Source organism: Tabrizicola aquatica, from assembly GCF_002900975.1.
GTDB lineage: Bacteria > Pseudomonadota > Alphaproteobacteria > Rhodobacterales > Rhodobacteraceae > Tabrizicola > Tabrizicola aquatica.
This window is the reverse complement of sequence record NZ_PJON01000003.1, coordinates 371181-387741: the sequence shown is the minus strand read 5'-3', so window position 1 is coordinate 387741 and position 16561 is coordinate 371181. Positions and strand designations below refer to the sequence as shown.

The window sequence follows — 16561 nt, the reverse complement described above, 5'->3', positions numbered from 1 at the left end:
GATTTGCTCCCGGTCGCGCCCGTCCACTCGGATGTCAGCCCAGGTCGCCCGGCCTCGACCATCGCGGATGTCAGGGCGTTAAGAAATCCCTAACGCCCACGACCAACCCCTTGATCTTGCTGCAAACTCCAGAAATGTCCACCGTGGACACTACTCGGCCGCAGGGGCCTTCTTCTTCGGTGCGGCCTTCTTCGCCGGGGCCTTCTTCGGGGCAGCCACCTTCTTCGCCGCCGGCTTGGCTGCCGCCGCCTTCTTCGGCGCGGCCTTCTTCTTGCCGCCCGACTTTCCAGCCTTCTCGGCGATCAGAACCAGCGCCTCCTCCAGCGTGACCGCCTCCGGCTCCACCCCCTTCGGCAGGGTCGCGTTGACCGAGCCCCACTTCACATAGGGCCCGTATTTCCCCGGCATGACCTGGACCTCGCCCCCGTCGGGATGCGTGCCCAAGAGCCGCAGCGGCTCCGCCGCCGCCCCCCGTCCCCGCCCGCGGCTGGCCTTCTGGGCCAGCACTTCCACCGCCCGGTTCATCCCGATCGAGAACACCTCCTCGACCTCGGGCAGGTTCGCGTAGACCGAGCCATGCTTCACATAGGGACCGAACCGCCCGATCCCAGCCTCGACCAGCACCCCGTCCTCGGGATGCTTGCCCACCTCGCGCGGCAGCGACAGCAGCTGCAACGCCCGCTCCAGGTTCAGGCTGTCCGGCGTCCAGCCCTTGGGCAGGCTCGCCCGGTCGGGCTTGGGGGTGGCCTCGCTCGCCTCTCCGCGCTGGACATAGGGCCCGAAGCGGCCGGCCCGCAAGCTGACCTCCACCCCGTTTTCATCCTGCCCCAGCACCCGCCCGTCCGAGGCAACGCTCTCCGCATCGCCCGCGATGGGCCGGGTATACCGGCACTCGGGGTAGTTGCCGCAGCCGATGAAGGCCCCGCCCGACCGCGCCGTCTTCAGATGCAGCCGCCCCGTCCCGCAGGTCGGGCAGGCGCGCGGGTCGCCGCCATCCGCGCGCGGCGGGTAAAGGTGGGGGGACAGGAAGTCGTCCAGCTTCGCCAGAACCTCGCCGATCCGCAGGTCCGCGGTCTCGGCCACCGCCGCCGAGAAGTCACGCCAGAAACGGGCCAGCACGTCCTTGTAATCACGGTCGCCGGCCGAGACATCGTCCAGCTCCGCCTCAAGGTCGGCGGTGAAGTCGTACTCCACATAGCGGCGGAAGAAGTTGGACAGGAAGGCCGTCACCAGCCGTCCCTTGTCCTCGGGGAACAGCCGGTTCTTGTCCTTGCGGACATATTCCCGGTCGACGATCGTCGTCAGGATCGAGGCATAGGTCGACGGCCGCCCGATCCCCAACTCCTCCATCCGCTTGACCAAGGTCGCCTCGGTATAGCGCGGCGGGGGTTGGGTGAAGTGCTGGTCGGGCGTCACCGCACCCTTGTCCACCTTCTCGCCCTGCATCACCTGCGGCAGACGACCTTCCTCGTCGTCCTCGTCGTCGCGGCCCTGATCGTAGACTTTCAGGTAGCCGTCAAACAGCACCACCTGCCCGTTCGCCCGAAATGCCACCTGGCCGTCCGGCGAGGCAAGATCGACCGCCGTCCGCTCCAGCCGTGCCGCCGCCATCTGGCTGGAGATCGTGCGTTTCCAGATCAGGTCGTAGAGCTTGCGCTGGTCCTCCTCGACCCGGATCTTCTCGGGCCCAAGGCCCATGTCGGTCGGACGGATGCACTCGTGGGCTTCCTGCGCGTTCTTGGCCTTGTTCTTGTACATGCGCGGGCTGTCGGGCACGTAATCCGCCCCGAACCGCCGTTTGATCTCGTCCCGCGTCGCCATCACCGCCTCGGGGGCCATGTCGATGCCATCGGTCCGCATATAGGTGATATAGCCAGCCTCATACAGCCGCTGGGCTGCGTTCATGCACTGCTTGGCCCCCATCCCGTACTTGCGGCTTGCCTCTTGCTGCAGGGTCGAGGTCATGAAGGGCGGCCAGGGGTTCCGGGTGGCGGGTTTCGATTCCACCGCTGCAACCGAGAATGTTCGAGAAGTGCAAGCCGACACCGCCAGATCGGCCGCCGTAGCCGTCGGGATGTCGAATTTCTGCAATTTCTTGCCACCCAGGGTGACCAGGCCGGCCTCAAACTCCTGCCCGCGCGGCGTGCGGAACACCGCTTTCACCGTCCAGTATTCCTGGGCCTTGAACGCCTCGATCTCCATCTCGCGCTCGACGATCAGCCGCAGGCAGACGGATTGCACGCGGCCCGCGGATTTTGCACCGGGCAGCTTGCGCCACAGGACTGGCGAGAGGGTGAAGCCCACCAGATAGTCCAGCGCGCGGCGGGCAAGGTAGGCGTCGACCAAAGCCTGGTCGACCTCGCGCGGTTCCTTCATCGCCTTGGTCACCGCGTCTTTGGTGATGGCGTTGAAGGTGACGCGGGCGACTTTCTTGCCTTTCTTCAGGCTGGAGGCGAGCGCCTCGCGCAGATGCCAGCTAATCGCCTCGCCCTCGCGATCGGGGTCAGTGGCAAGGATCAGTGTGTCGTCGGTTTTCAGCGCCTCGGTGATGGCGCGGATGTGCTTTTTCGACTCGGGCGCGACCTCCCACAGCATCTCGAACCCGTGTTCGGTGTCGACCGACCCATCCTTGGCCGGCAGATCGCGGACATGGCCGTAAGACGCGAGGACGGTGAAGTCCGGGCCAAGATATTTGTTGATTGTCTTGGCCTTGGCGGGGGATTCGACGACGACGACTGGCATGATTTTCCCGAAAGCTCCCGGCCCAAGAATGGCGGGGCACCATGTGGGCGAAGCGGCGGCGTTGTCAACGGGCGGTGCAGGGCATCTGCCGACGGGACTGCCCGTCGGCCCACCAAAGCCTTGATTTTCGCATGAAAATCAATCGACCCGGGCCAAAAGCCCCCCCGGCTGGCGCGCAATCCGGCCGTCAAGCTCCAGGCTAAGGAGTTCGGGCGCGATCTGGGCGGGGGTGACGTTCAGGTCGCGCACCAGCTGGTCTTCGGCCAAGGGACTGGGGCCAAGTCGGGCCAAGATCATCGAATGAAGAAGGGCCACATCCTTCAGCGGGCGCTGCGGGGCCTGCGGTCCGGGCAAGGGCGGTTGCGGCGGCACGCGCAACTCCGGCTCGGGGCGCGTGGTCGTGCCCAGCGCCTCGGCCACGTCGGCGGGACCCCGGACCAGAAGCGCGCCGTCCCGGATCAGCCCGTTGCAGCCCGAAGCCCGAGCGTCGAACGGGTGGCCTGGCACCGCCATCACCTCGCGTCCGTAATCCAGCGCGGCGCGGGCGGTGATCAGGCTGCCCGACTTTGCCGCAGCCTCGACCACGACGACGGCGCGCGACATCCCGGCGACGATGCGGTTGCGCAGGGGAAAATGGCGCGCCTGCGGCACCAGGCCGGGGGGATGTTCGCTGATCCTGCAGGCTTTGTCGGCAATCGCCTGCGCCAGGGCTGCGTTTTCCGGCGGATAGATCACATCGACCCCACCGGCCATCACGGCGATCGTGCGACCCTCACCCTCCAGCGCCGCCTCATGCGCGGCGGCGTCGATGCCGCGCGCCAGGCCGGAGACCACGGTGAACCCAGTCTCAGCCAACCCCTGCCCCAGCCGCCGCGCCATCCGCACGCCCAGGGACGAGGCATTGCGCGCCCCGACCAGCGCCACCAGCGGCCGGTTCAACAGCGCCACGTCGCCCAGCACCCAAAGGACCGGGGGCGCATCGGCAATCTGGGCCAAAGCCTGGGGATAATCGGCCTCGCCATGCACCAGAAGCCGGGCCCCCAGCGCGCGGCCGGCCTTCAACTCGGCCTGGACGACGCCAAGGGGGCAGACCTCATACTCCTCGACCCCGGCGGCGCGGGCGATCCCCGGCAACGCATCCAGCGCCGCGCGGGCGGTGCCATGTTCCGCCATCAGCCGGTGATAGGTCACCGCCCCCACCCGGCGCGAACGGACAAGGCGCAGCCGGTCAAGACGGTCATCCTCCGTCCTGGGGAGAGTGGGGTTCGAAAGTTGCCCGTCCATCGACACCTCGCCTCGTTCGCGATTCGAAGCCTGCACCGGGCAAGGTTAACGAATGCTGAATCGCGATCAGGATTGAACAGGGTCGCGTTATTTGATCAAATGCCGGAAAGGCGCAGGCCCGCGCCGCGAAGATTCTGGGAGCAAGACCATGCTGAACGCCGAAGTAGCCAAGCGCCGCGACGATGCCATCTCGCGCGGGGTGGGGATGATGACCCAGATCTACGCGGATCGGGCGCTGAACTCGGAAGTCTGGGATATCGAGGGCAACCGCTACATCGACTTTGCCGCCGGGATCGCGGTGGTGAACACCGGGCACTGCCACCCCAAGGTGATGGCCGCCGTGGCCGCGCAGATGGCGAAGTTCACCCATACCTGCCATCAGGTCATGCCGTATGAGAATTACATCCGCCTGGCCGAGCGTCTGAACGAAAAGGTGCCGGGCGATTTCAAGAAGAAGACGATCTTCGTGACGACGGGCGCCGAGGCCTGCGAGAACGCGGTCAAGATCGCCCGCATCGCCACGGGGCGCAACGCGGTCATCGCGTTCGGCGGCAGCTTCCACGGCCGGACCTTCATGGGCATGTCGCTGACCGGCAAGGTCGAGCCCTACAAGAAGGGCTTCGGCGCGATGATGCCGGATGTGTTCCACGTCCCCTTCCCGATGGACCCGCATGGCATCTCGACCAAGGATGCGATGGCGGGGATCGAGAAGCTGTTCAAGGCCGACCTCGACCCGGCCCGCGTCGCCGCGATCATCTTCGAACCGGTGCAGGGCGAAGGTGGGTTCTACCCGGCCCCGACCGATCTGGTGAAGGCGATCCGTGCCCTGTGCGACAAGCATGGCATCGTGATGATCGCCGACGAGGTGCAGACCGGTTTCGCCCGCACCGGGAACCTGTTCGCGATGCAGATGCATGGCGTGGCTGCTGACCTGACCACCATGGCCAAGGGCCTGGCCGGAGGCCTGCCACTGGCCGCCGTCACCGGCAAGGCCGAGTTGATGGATGCCGCCAACCCGGGCGGTCTGGGTGGCACCTATGCCGGCAACCCGCTTGGGATTGCCGCCGCCAACGCGGTGCTGGACGTGATCGAGGAAGAGGACCTCTGCGCCCGTGCCAATGAACTGGGCAGCCGGCTGAAGCAGCGGCTGGAGGGTCTGCGCGCCACCACGCCCGAGATCATCGATATCCGCGGCCCGGGCTTCATGGTCGCGGTCGAGTTCGGCCAGCCCGGAACCAAGGAACCCGATGCCGGCTTCACCGGCCGCGTCCGGCTGGAGGCGCAGAAGCGCGGCCTGATCCTCTTGACCTGCGGGGTTTACGGCAACGTGATCCGCTTCCTGGCCCCGATCACCATCCCCGACGCGCATTTCGCCGAGGCGATGGAAATCCTGGAAGCCTCGGTCGCCGCCGCCCGTCAGGGCTGACATGTCCTTCCTGGGCGAGACCGCCGAAGCCGGCACCTATGACATCATGGGGGCGATCAACGACCTGGCGGCCAAGGGCGGGCCAAGCCCCTGGCGTCAGGCGCTGCATCTGGTGGGCCTGGCAGTCGCGGGCAAGGGGGTCCGGCCCGAGGAGTACTTCACCTATGCCCTGTGGCGGAAGGACCGGGGACGGGCCTTCCTGAAGGGTTTCATCCCGAACCGCCGGATGCGGGCCTTCAACGCCTCGCTGAAGATGCCCGTGCGGGGGCTGGCGGACGCGGTGATGAACGACAAGCTGGCGACCGAGGCGCTGTTGCGGTCGCGCGGCCTGCCGGTGTCGCGGACGCGGGCGGTCTGGCAGCCCCCCGGCGCGGCGGCCCTGCCCGACCTGCCGGGACTTGCGGTGCTGGAAACTCCGGCCGCGCTGGCCGCCTTTCTCGGAGAGGCGCGGAACCTGCCCACCTTCGGCAAACCCCGCGCCGACAGCTTTGCCCGGGGGGCGGCGGTGATCGAGGGCCTTGCCGACCCCGGAACCGTGCGCTTCCTGACCGGGACCACGGCGCCGATCCCGGCCCTTGCGGCCGAGATCGCCCGCGACTGGGGCCAGGGCTATCTGTTCCAGGACTTCTACCAATGCGCATCGTCGATCCGGTCCCATACCGGGCAGGCCATGGCCTCGGTCCGGATCGTGACGCTTTGGACCGACCGCGGGATCGAGCCGTGGTATGCCGTGATCCGCCTGCCCGCCAAGACCGCGATGCATGACGGTGACGCTTTCGATCTGCGGATCTGGGGTCTGGTCGACGTGGCCGACGGCAAGATCGTCAAGCTGCGCAGCCTGCGCGATCCCTTGTCGGCCGACATGACCCACGGCCACGATCCGGAGCGGCCCTTCCTGGGCACCACCCTGCCCGACTGGTCCCGTGCGGTCGAGATGTGCCGCGAGGGCCACTTGTGCTTTCCGGGCCATGGCATCATCGGCTGGGACGTGTTCCTGACCGACGACGGCGCGCTTCTGAACGAGGCGAACGTGACCCCCGGCCATGTTTACCAGGTCGCGGCGCAGCGACCGCTTCTGAACCCCGAGATGCGGCCGGCCTATGACCGGGCGCTGGCCTTTGCCCGCCAGCACGGCGGCGGGTTGGGCGGGTTCTGATCGGCGGATTTCCCCGTGCCGCTTGGCGGAAAGCCGCAGCCGGTCAGCCTTGGGGGAACCGCCGGCAGGATCCGGGGTTATACTGCGCAAACACCATCCTTGCGGAGAATCCCATGACCCGTTTCCTTCTTGCCCTTCCCCTTCTTCCCCTGGCGCTTGCCGCCTGCACCCCGGCCGAGCAGAACGCCGCCCTGGGCGCAGTCGGCGGGGCTGCCGTCGGTGCCGCCGTGTCCTCGGATTCGGACCGTGAAAAGGGCGCGGCGGTGGGTGCCGTCGTGGGCATCGTCGGCTCGCAGCTGCTGGGCCCGGCGCCGTCGCGCGGGGATTGCTACTACCGCGATCAGTACGGGCGTCGCTTCATCGCGCCCTGCTGATCCAGAGGGTGCCCCCTGCCCCCCGCGTGCCCTCGTCGGGCGGCGGGGGGCATCTGCACCAGACGCCAAGGCTTTCCTCCCCGGCAGCCAGCCGCTAGAAGGGCGCGTCCCTTCGCGAAAGGCTGCCGATGTCCGACCATGCCCCCTCTGGCATCTGGCTTGACCAAGCCACGGTCCGGCTAGGCGGGCGGGTTGTGCTTGACGACCTCTCTCTGACTTTGACCGAAGCGCGGATCGGGATTCTGGGCCGCAATGGCTCGGGCAAGACCACGCTTTTGCGGCTTATCGCGGGGCTTGTCGCGCCTGACGCGGGCCGCGTCCGGGTCGAGGGCGCGGATCCCTTCGCCGACCGCAAGGCCGCGCTTGGCAACCTTGGCATCCTGTTCCAGAACCCCGACCACCAGATCCTGTTCCCCACGGTCGAGGAGGAACTGGCCTTCGGTCTGGTCCAGCAGGGGCTGCCCCAGCCCCAGGCGCTGGAACGCGCGCATCGGTGCCTGGCCGAGGAAGGGCGCAGCCATTGGGCGCAGGCTCCGGTCTCGACCCTAAGCCAGGGGCAGCGGCATTATCTGTGCCTGCTGGCCGTTCTGCTGATGCAGCCGCGCACGATCCTTCTGGACGAACCCTTTGCCGGCCTTGACCTGCCGACCCAGGCCCGGCTGGCACGCCGGCTTGCCGCCCTGCCGCAGCGGCTGGTCACCATCACCCATGATCCCGAAGCGCTTTCGGACTGCGACCGGGTCCTCTGGCTGGAGGCCGGGCGGATCGCTCTGGACGGCCCTCCCGCGCAGGTCCTGCCTGCCTTCACCGCCGAAATGGCCCGGATCGGAGAGCGCGATGCTGACGCTGACCTCGCCGGTTGAGACCTGGGCCCATCGCTTGCCGGCGGGGCTGAAGCTGGGGCTTCTGGCGCTGGCGACCACGGGGCTGTTCCTGCTGGATCATCCGCTGATGCTGGGGCTGGCGGCAGTGGCGACCGCCGGGCTGTACGCCACCGCCGGGGGGCGCTTTGCGCTGTCCGGGGCGCGGCTGCTCTGGCCGCTTTGGCCCTTTGTGGTGATCGTGGGCCTGTGGCACCTTTGGACCGGCGCGGCTGGGGCTGGCGGCGCCATCCTTTTGCGGATGCTGACCGCCGTGGCGCTGGCGAATTTCGTCACCATGACGACGCGGCTCTCCGACATGATCGCCGCGGTGCAGCGCCTGGCCCGGCCGCTGGCGGTGTTCGGCCTGTCGCCCCGCCGGTTGGCGCTGGCCATGGCGCTGGTCATCCGCTTCATCCCGGTGATGCTGGAGCGCATGAGCCAGATCACCGAAAGCTGGCGCGCCCGGTCGTCGCGTCGCCCGCGCTGGCGGGTGCTGGTCCCGGCGACGCTGGCCGCCCTGGACGACGCCGACCGCGCGGCCGAGGCCTTGCGGGCCCGGGGCGGGGCTGGTTAAAGAGCGCAACCGCTTGGGAGACGACAATGGAACGCACCCTTACGCATGTCGCCCTGTTTGCCGCGCTGATCGCGGTCCTGGGCCTGATCCCGAAGCTTGACCTTGCCGCCGGGGTGCCGATCACGGCGCAGTCGCTGGGGATCATGCTGTGCGGCACGGTCCTGGGTGCCAAGCGCGGGGCGCTGGCGGTGCTCTTGTTCCTGGCGTTGGTCGCCGTGGGATTGCCGCTGCTGTCGGGCGGGCGCGGGGGCCTAGGCGTTTTTGCCGGGCCTTCTGTCGGCTATCTGGTGGGCTTCCCGATCGCCGCCTTCGTCACCGGCTGGCTGGTCGAGCGCACCACCCTGCCCGTCGGCTTTGCCGCCACCGCTGCGGCCGTGATCGGGGGGATCGGAGTGCTGTATGTGTTCGGCATTGCCGGCATGGCGCTGGTCCTGGGCAAGACCCTTCCCGAGGCCGCGCTTCTGGGCATGGCCTTCCTGCCGGGTGACATTCTGAAGGCGGTGCTGGCCGGGATGGTCACGCAAAGCCTGGCCCGGATGCGGCCCGCCTCGCTTCTCTCACGCGCCTGAGGCTTCGACCAGAAGCGCCGTCCCGATCCCGCCCGCCGCCGCGATGGCGGCAAGGCCGCGGCCCCGGCGCAGCCCGTGGAAAAGGCGCACCGCCAGGATCGCGCCCGAGGCACCGACCGGATGCCCGCGCGCCAGCCCGCCGCCACCGGGATTGACCACCTGCGGGTCCAGCCCCGCGCCCTTTACCACTGCGATGGCCTGGACGGCATAGGCCTCCATCACCTCGGCCATCTGCAAGGGCGCGCCGTCCCAGATCTCCCGGATCGCCGCCACCGGCGCGGTGCCCGGCTCTATCGGGTCGCCGCCGACCGTCGCCCCGCCAAGGATCGCCAGGCCCCGGCCCTCGGCGATCCGGTCGCTGACCACCAGACACATCGCCGCCGCATCCGCCGCGACCGCCGCCGTGGCCGCCGTGATGCTGCCCTGGACGATGGGCGCGCGGGCCAGCAACCGATGGGACAGGCGGCGCGGAAAGGCATCGCGCATGACACCGGCCAAGGGCACGATCTCGCCCGGGTCAAGCGCAAGGGCCTTGGCGTGGCTCTCCACGGCCCAATCCTCTTGCTGGGTGCGGGTGATGGCCAGACGCAGGGCCAGGGCCTCGGCCGCCTCGGCCATGCCGGGGTCGCGGTCGGGCCAGGGGGTGAAGGGCGCCTGATCATAGGGCACCGGGGGGCCACCGTCCGGGTCGCTCGCCAGCCGCAAGGGCCGGCGGGAATAGCTTTCCGCCCCACCCGCCAGCACCACCTCGGCCGCGCCTGAATCGACCAGCGCCTTGGCCAGCAGGATCGCATCCAGCCCGCCCGCGCATTGCCGGTCCAGCGTCAGGCCCGCCACCTGCCCCAGCCCCGCCGCCAGCGCCACCCGCCGCGCCGGATTGCCGCCCGCGCCCAGCGCGTTCGACAGGATCAACTCGTCCACCCGGTCGATCCCCGCGTCGGCCAGCACAGCGCGCACCACCGGGGCCGCCAGATCCTCGATCCGTAGCCTCGCGAAAGCCCCGCCGCGCGGCACCACCGCCGTCCGCCGCGCCGCGATCAGCCGGGCCATGTCAGCCGCGCCTCCAGCCCCCGAAGGTCAGTCTTGCCCGAGGGCAGGACCGGCCAATCCACCTGCCAGATCAGCGCACGCGGCGCCTTCAGCGGCCCCAACTCGGCCCGCAGCCGCGCCATGACCGCCGCTTCCACCGCCCGGTCGCCCTTGACCAGCGCCACCAGCACCACCCCGCGCCTGGGGTCGGGAACCGGCAACACCGCTGCGCGGTTGACCCCCGGCATGGTCTCCAGCAGCGCCTCGATCGCCTCGGGAAAGACGTTCTGGTCCGCGACCGTCACCATCCGCCCGGCCCGGCCATCCAGATACAGGAAGCCGCCCTCCAGCCGCCCCATCTCGCCCACCGAAAGCCAGCCGTCGCTCCAGCGGGCACTGCCCTTACCCCCGGCATACCCAAGGAAAAGATAGGGGCTGCGGACCCAGACCTCGCCCGCCTCCACCCGGATTTCTACCCCCGGATAGGCCCTGCCGACCGAGCCCTCGGGCGTGTCGCCGTCGGCCAGAGTGATGAAGCTGGTCTCGGCCGCGCCATAGAACTCGCGCACTTCGGCCGCGGGGGCCATGCCCGCCAGCGCCGAGTGAAGCCGCGCGTCCAGTTTCGAGCCGCCGACCAGCACCAGCCGCAGATCGGGACAAAGGCCTCCGCCCTCGACCAGAAGCCGCAACTGCGCTGGTGTGGCATAAAGGTGGGTGATTTCCCGCTCTGCCAGCGCCTTGCGCTGCCGATCAGGGCGCAGCGCGTCCAGAAGATGCACCTCGGCCCCCAGATGCAGCCCCTCGACCGCACCATAAAGCGCAAGCGAATGCACCAGTCGCCCCAGCACCGCCACTCGTGCGCCGGGGCCGATGCTGAAACAAGCGTTCACCGCGAAACTGGCGGTCCATGAGCCTTGGGTCCGCAGGATGCGCCGGGGCTGGCCGGTAGAACCGGAGGTCAGGGTCTCGAACACCGGCAAATCATGGGGCACGGGCGGCGGCTGGTCCGGCGCGCCAATGCGGAAGGCGGGATGGCCCATGGCGGCAGCCAGGCCCTGGGCTGTGTCAGGAAAGACCAACGGCGGCGACACGTGCCTCCCCTCCCCCCCGTGCGGAGGGGATGGGGGTGGGAGGTCCCCGGCCAGAACCTCGCCGCCGGCGCTGTCGAACAGCCGCGCGGCCGGGTGCCAGCGGAAGCCGTCGCTCATGCCAGCAGCGTCGCCATCCGCCGCAGCGCCAGAAGATAGCCCTCGGTCCCGAAGCCGGCGATCACGCCCTCGGCCCGGGACGACACGAAGGAATGGTGCCGGAACGCCTCGCGCTTGTGGATGTTGGAGATATGGACCTCCAGCACCGCGCCGTCGAAGGCGTTCAGCGCGTCCAGGATCGCGACCGAGGTATGCGAGTACGCCCCCGGATTGATGATGATGCCGGCCGAGGTTCCCCGCGCCTCTTGAATCCAGTCGACCAGCTGGCCTTCATGGTTCGATTGCAGCGCCTGGACCCCAAGGCCCAGCTCATCCGCTAGAGCGGTGACCTTGGCCACCACATCAGCCAAAGTCTCGCGGCCATAGATTTCCGGCTGGCGCAGGCCCAGCAGGTTCAGGTTCGGGCCGTTCAGAAGGGTGACACGCTTGGACATGGCGCGACATTAGCCGTGCAACCGCCCAAGCGAAAGGAAAAATGGCGGCTTTCCGGGCCTGCTGGGGACAGGTCGGAAAGCCGCCCAGGGAGACATCGTGCGCCCCGTGGGGCAGGTTCAGGCCACCTTCTCCAGCACCACCTCGGGGGTGATGCCCAGGGCGCGCACAACCTCGCGCGTCAGGTGGGGTCGGTTCAGGGTGTAGAAGTGCAGGTCCTGCACGCCGCCCTGGATCAGCTTGTCGCACAGCTGAGTGCATTGGGTCAGCGCCAGCAGATCCTCGCGCCCGTCGCGGGCGGCGGTGGCAAAGGCTTCGTCCAGCTTCTGAGGGACCTGCGTGCCACAGCGGCGGGCGAATTTCTTGGCCCCTTCCCAGCTGGTGATCGGCAGGATTCCGGGAATGATCGGCGCGTCGATCCCGGCCTTCACGCAGGCATCGCGGAAGCGGAAGAAGGTGTCGGCCTCGAAGAAGAACTGGGTGATCGCGCTGGACGCACCCGCATCGATCTTGCGCTTCAGCCAGGTCACGTCGGCGCTGCTGTCGGCGGCATCCGGGTGCGGTTCCGGGTAGGCGCCGACGCGGATCTTGAACTTGCCGGTTTTCGCCAGCTTCTCCACCAACTCGACCGAATTGGCAAAGCCCAGGGGGTGCGGGACGAACCGCTGCGCGCCTTTGGGCGCATCACCGCGCAGGGCCACGATCTCGGTCACGCCAGCCTCGGCGTAGGACTCCGCGATGGCCAGCGTTTCGGTCTTGGTGGCGTCGACGCAAGTCAGATGCGCGGCGACCGGCAGGCCATAGTTGCGGTGGATGGTCGACACCGCCTCATGCGTCAGGGTCCGGGTCGTGCCGCCCGCGCCATAGGTCACCGAGACGAAGGAAGGCTGCATCGGGGCCAGCGCCTGCACCGTTTCCCACAGCCGGAACGAGGCGTCCAGCGACTGCGGCGGGAAGAATTCAAAGCTGATGCGCGGGGCCATTGTCGTCTCCTTGATTGCCCCTCTTGTCGCAGATTCTCGGATGTGAGAACAATTCATAGTTTTCACGTTCTTGATGAGGTTCATTCATGTACATCGAGCTGCGCCACCTGCGCACGATCCGCGCAATCCAGCAGGCCGGGGGCCTGGCCCGCGCGGCCGAGGTGCTGAACATGACGCAATCGGCGCTGTCGCATCAGGTGAAGGGGCTGGAGGATCAGGCGGGGATGGAGTTGTTCGTCCGCCGCTCGAAACCCATGCGCCTTTCGGCCGCCGGGCACCGGATGCTGCGCGCGGCCGAGCGTATCCTGCCGGAGATCGACGCGATGGAAGAGGAGTTTCGCGCCCTCCGCGCCGGGCGCACCGGCCGGTTGCACATCGCCATCGAATGCCACGCCTGTTTCGACTGGCTGTTTCCGGTGCTGGAGCTGTTCCGCCATGCCTGGCCCGAGATCGACGTCGACATAAAGGCGGGTCTTGCCTTCGAGGCCCTGCCAGCCCTGAACCGCGAGGATGTGGACCTGGTCATCTCCTCGGACCGCGAGCCGCCGCCGGGGATCGTGTTCAACCCCCTGTTCGACTATCACCCGACCTTCGTCGCCTCGGCCCAGAACCCGCTTGCGGCAAAGGACTTTATCACCGCCGAGGATTTCCGCGACCAGGTGCTGATCACCTATCCGGTCGGCCGCGACAAGCTGGACATCTTCACCGAGATCCTGACCCCGGCCAAGGTCGAGCCCCGCGCCCAGCGCACGGCGGAACTGACAGCTGTGATCCTGATGCTGGTCGGATCGAACCGGGGCGTGGCCGTTCTGCCCGACTGGGTGATGCGCGAGGTCAAGACCAACGCCGATTACGTCACCCGCCCGCTTGGCCCTGACCCCGTGACCAAGCGCATGTATGCCGCGACGCGGGACGAGGATGTGGCCAAGCCCTACATGGCGCATTTCCTGCGCCTTGCCCGCAGCGAGCCGGTGAAACTGCAACGCGGCCTCTGACGCTTTGCGCAGGGCGGCAAGCGGGCTAGACTGCCGCGCAGGAGGGCACCGATGCGGACCTGTCTCCTGCTGCCCCTGCTGACTCTTGCCGCCCCGGCGCTTGGCGATTGCCGCCTGGCGCTGGCCCTGGCCGCCGATGTCTCGCGCTCGATCGACGCTGCGGATTTCGTGATCCAGACCGAAGGCCTTGCCGCCGCACTGGAGGATGCCGAGGTCCGCGCCGCCATCTTCGAGCCCGACGGGACCGTGGCCTTGGCCGTCTACCAGTGGAGCGGCCCCGCGCATCAAGAGTTGATCCAGCCATGGGTCGTCCTGGACGGCCCCGACAAGTTGGACGCCGCGATCTGGGCCATCCGCCGCGCCCAAAGGCCGGAGCAGCGCCAGGCCACCGCCCTGGGTGAGGCGCTGCGCTATGGCGCGGACCTGCTGGCCCAGGCCCCGCCCTGCGCCCGCCAGGTGCTGGACGTGGCCGGCGACGGGCGCAACAACGAAGGCGTTTCCGTTGCCACCATCTACGCGCGTGACCCGTTCGACGGCATCACCGTCAACGCCCTGGCCATCGGCGAGCATGAGTTGAACCTGACCCGCTACTTCCGTGACGAAGTGATCCGCGGCCCCGGCGCCTTTGTCGAACTCGCCCCGCGCCAGATCGACTATCCCCAGGCGATCCGCCGCAAGCTCTTGCGCGAGTTGGAAGGCCCGCAGATCGGCCTTGGTCCCGCCCCGCAGTTCGAGGGCGGGAAAACCTGACCCTGCGCAGTCCCGAAAACTTCTTTGCCGTGCCACAATCTGCGGGAATCCTGCCACCACAGGTATCAGGAGATGTGCATGGTTCGTCTGATCGCTGCTATTGCGCTGGCCCTTGCGCTGGTCCCCTCACCCACCCTGGCCGAACGGGTGGTGGCACGGGTTTCGATCTCGACCCAGACAATGAAAGTCTACCACGAAGGGCGGCATCTTTTCACCTGGCCGGTCTCGACCGCGAAGTCCGGCAAGATCACCCCGACCGGGGTCTTTGCGCCCGATTTCCTGTCGCGCCACCACCGCTCCAGCCGCTATAACAACGCGCCGATGCCCTGGGCGATCTTCTACGACGGCAATTATGCGATCCACGGCACCGACCAGTTGAAACGGCTGGGCCAGCCGGCCTCGAACGGCTGTGTGCGGCTGCATCCCGACAACGCCGCGATCCTGTTCCGCATGGTGAAGTCCGAGGGGATGGAGAACATGCGCGTCGAGATCGTGCACTAGCCCCGCGCCCCTTTCTTTCCGGGCCGCTTGCCGCTATAGCGCCGGGCTTGAACGACGTGGAGCGGATGATGCAGGGCTCGGCCAACCTCAACCTGATGATCAAGGCGGCGCGCAAGGCGGGTCGCAGCCTGGTGAAGGACTTCCGCGAGGTCGAGAACCTTCAGGTCTCGACCAAGGGGCCGGGCGACTTTGTCAGCCGCGCGGATCGTGAGGCCGAACGTCTGATCAAGGAAGAACTGCTGGGCGGCCGGCCGACCTATGGCTGGCTGGGCGAAGAGACCGGCGGCGCTGCCGGGGCCGACCCGACCCGGCGCTGGATCGTCGATCCTTTGGATGGGACCACGAACTTCCTGCACGGGATGCCGCATTGGGCCGTTTCGATCGCGCTGGAGCACAAGGGCGAGATCGTCAGCGCCGTGGTCTATGACCCCGCCAAGGACGAGATGTTCTGGGCCGAAAAGGGTGCCGGTGCCTGGCTGAACGACAACCGCCGCCTGCGCGTCTCGGCCCGCCGCGCGATGCACGAGTCGGTCTTTGCCACTGGCGTGCCCTTCGGCGCGAAATCCACGCTGCCGGCAATGCTGAAGGATCTGGGCCGCCTGATGCCCGCCTGCGCCGGCGTTCGCCGCTGGGGCGCCGCCGCGCTGGACCTCGCCTATGTCGCCGCCGGCCGCTTCGACGGCTATTGGGAGCGTGAGCTTTCGGCCTGGGACATCGCGGCGGGCATCCTTCTGGTGAAAGAGGCCGGCGGGATGGTCGAAGGCCTGCGCGAAGGCACCGATCCCCTGGACGGGGCGCTGATCGCGGCCAATGACGGGATCTTTGACGGCTTCGCCAAGGTCCTTCGGGCCTGACGGCACGGCCTGGACCCAAATTTCTTAAGCAAGAAATTTGTCAAAATCCTTGCTTAAGGATTTTGGCTACCCCCGCCGCCGCGGGACGAGCGGGATGTTGGAGCGGGGAAACTGCGTCTCGGGATGCGGTGGCTTGCCGTCGGTCGCCTGCCAATAGTCGCGCGCACCGCGGCGCAGCCAGACCGGCAGGGTCAGCGCAAGGCCAGCAATGAACCCGCCCGCATGGGCCCAATACGCGACGCCCCCGCTTTCGCTGGGTGTGTTCAGGCCGGAAAAGATCTGCAAGCCGAACCAGATGCCCAGGACGATCCAGGCCGGGATCGCGAAGATGCGGAAGAAGATCACGAAGATGAACAGCACATCCACCTTGGCCCGCGGGAACAGGAGGAGATACCCCCCCATCACCCCCGCGATGGCACCCGAGGCCCCGACCATCGGGATGATCGACCCCGGATCGGGCAGCACCTGCGCCAGCGCCGCCGCCACGCCGGCCGCCAGGTAAAACAACAGAAAGCCCAGGTGGCCCATCTGCTCTTCTAGGTTGTCGCCGTAAATCCACAGGAACAGCATGTTGCCGATCAGGTGCAGCCAGCCGGCATGCAGGAACATCGAGGTGACGATCGTCTCCAGCCCGTCGCCCGACAGGAAGCGCGCCGGGATCAGGCCCCAGTTCCAGAAGAACTCGCCGATCTGATATTCGCTCATGGTCAGGAAATACCACAGGAAGATCAGCACGTTCAGCGCGATCAGAGCGATCGTGACATAGGGCGTGCGCCCCGACGGATTGTGGTCGCGGATCGGAAACATGCGCCCAGCCTTTC

The 16561-nt window shown here is 68.0% G+C and carries 17 protein-coding genes; 10 read left to right on the top strand and 7 right to left on the bottom strand.

Features of this window, described 5'->3' with window-relative positions; translation table 11 throughout:
- Window positions 1–150: 150 nt before the first annotated feature.
- Window positions 151–2742, bottom strand: a complete 2592-nt coding sequence (gene topA, locus CXR42_RS13730; protein ID WP_103258112.1) for a type I DNA topoisomerase — start codon at window positions 2740–2742, stop codon at window positions 151–153.
- A 138-nt stretch (window positions 2743–2880) separates the two neighbouring features.
- Window positions 2881–4026 (bottom strand): DNA-processing protein DprA, encoded by a 1146-nt coding sequence (gene dprA / locus CXR42_RS13725; protein ID WP_103258292.1) that lies wholly within the window; start codon window positions 4024–4026, stop codon window positions 2881–2883.
- Between the two features lie 148 nt (window positions 4027–4174).
- On the opposite strand from dprA, the gene CXR42_RS13720 reads away from it, so the two are divergent.
- The 6 genes from CXR42_RS13720 (at window position 4175) to CXR42_RS13695 (ending at window position 8988) form a co-directional block, all read left to right on the top strand.
- A complete protein-coding gene (locus tag CXR42_RS13720; protein ID WP_103258111.1) occupies window positions 4175–5452 on the top strand; it encodes a 4-aminobutyrate--2-oxoglutarate transaminase in 1278 nt (425 codons plus the stop codon).
- Window position 5453: 1 nt separating this feature from the next.
- Complete coding sequence (locus CXR42_RS13715; protein ID WP_103258110.1) at window positions 5454–6608, top strand: sugar-transfer associated ATP-grasp domain-containing protein; 1155 nt, start codon at window positions 5454–5456, stop codon at window positions 6606–6608.
- 113 nt (window positions 6609–6721) lie between these two features.
- Window positions 6722–6982, top strand: a complete 261-nt coding sequence (locus CXR42_RS13710; RefSeq protein WP_103258109.1) for a glycine zipper 2TM domain-containing protein — start codon at window positions 6722–6724, stop codon at window positions 6980–6982.
- 128 nt (window positions 6983–7110) lie between these two features.
- Entirely contained in the window at window positions 7111–7845 is a 735-nt protein-coding gene (locus tag CXR42_RS13705; protein ID WP_103258108.1) for an energy-coupling factor ABC transporter ATP-binding protein, read from the top strand.
- Complete coding sequence (locus CXR42_RS13700; protein ID WP_103258107.1) at window positions 7820–8419, top strand: CbiQ family ECF transporter T component; 600 nt, start codon at window positions 7820–7822, stop codon at window positions 8417–8419. Before CXR42_RS13705 ends, CXR42_RS13700 begins: the two co-directional genes overlap by 26 nt.
- Window positions 8420–8445: 26 nt before the next feature.
- A complete protein-coding gene (locus tag CXR42_RS13695; RefSeq protein WP_103258106.1) occupies window positions 8446–8988 on the top strand; it encodes a biotin transporter BioY in 543 nt (180 codons plus the stop codon).
- On the opposite strand, the gene CXR42_RS13690 is transcribed toward CXR42_RS13695, so the two are convergent.
- From CXR42_RS13690 to metF, 4 genes are all read right to left on the bottom strand, one after another.
- Complete coding sequence (locus CXR42_RS13690) at window positions 8977–10038, bottom strand: thiolase family protein (RefSeq protein ID WP_103258105.1); 1062 nt, start codon at window positions 10036–10038, stop codon at window positions 8977–8979. The genes CXR42_RS13695 and CXR42_RS13690 overlap by 12 nt on opposite strands.
- Window positions 10026–11108, bottom strand: coding sequence for an AMP-binding protein (locus tag CXR42_RS13685; RefSeq protein ID WP_180996066.1), 1083 nt, complete (start codon window positions 11106–11108; stop codon window positions 10026–10028). Before CXR42_RS13685 ends, CXR42_RS13690 begins: the two co-directional genes overlap by 13 nt.
- 113 nt (window positions 11109–11221) lie before the next feature.
- Window positions 11222–11659 carry a type II 3-dehydroquinate dehydratase gene (gene aroQ / locus CXR42_RS13680; RefSeq protein WP_103258103.1) on the bottom strand — a complete coding sequence of 146 codons (438 nt, stop codon included), beginning with the start codon at window positions 11657–11659 and terminating at the stop codon, window positions 11222–11224.
- 117 nt (window positions 11660–11776) lie between these two features.
- Entirely contained in the window at window positions 11777–12640 is an 864-nt protein-coding gene (metF, locus tag CXR42_RS13675; protein WP_103258102.1) for a methylenetetrahydrofolate reductase [NAD(P)H], read from the bottom strand.
- An 86-nt stretch (window positions 12641–12726) separates the two neighbouring features.
- Here metF and CXR42_RS13670 point away from each other — a divergent pair, with 86 nt between their 5' ends.
- The 4 genes from CXR42_RS13670 (at window position 12727) to CXR42_RS13655 (ending at window position 15740) form a co-directional block, all read left to right on the top strand.
- Window positions 12727–13635, top strand: coding sequence for a LysR family transcriptional regulator (locus tag CXR42_RS13670; protein WP_103258101.1), 909 nt, complete (start codon window positions 12727–12729; stop codon window positions 13633–13635).
- A gap of 51 nt (window positions 13636–13686) precedes the next feature.
- The gene (locus CXR42_RS13665; protein WP_103258100.1) at window positions 13687–14385 is read left to right on the top strand and encodes a DUF1194 domain-containing protein; all 699 of its coding nucleotides are present in this window, start codon (window positions 13687–13689) and stop codon (window positions 14383–14385) included.
- Window positions 14386–14463: 78 nt separating this feature from the next.
- The gene (locus CXR42_RS13660; RefSeq protein WP_103258099.1) at window positions 14464–14886 is read left to right on the top strand and encodes a L,D-transpeptidase; all 423 of its coding nucleotides are present in this window, start codon (window positions 14464–14466) and stop codon (window positions 14884–14886) included.
- Window positions 14887–14954: 68 nt separating this feature from the next.
- Window positions 14955–15740: an inositol monophosphatase family protein gene (locus tag CXR42_RS13655; RefSeq protein WP_103258291.1), complete on the top strand. Its 786-nt coding sequence runs from the start codon at window positions 14955–14957 to the stop codon at window positions 15738–15740.
- Between the two features lie 66 nt (window positions 15741–15806).
- Here the strand turns inward: CXR42_RS13655 and CXR42_RS13650 are convergent, their stop codons facing one another.
- Complete coding sequence (locus CXR42_RS13650) at window positions 15807–16547, bottom strand: rhomboid family intramembrane serine protease (RefSeq protein ID WP_103258098.1); 741 nt, start codon at window positions 16545–16547, stop codon at window positions 15807–15809.
- Window positions 16548–16561: the final 14 nt, after the last annotated feature.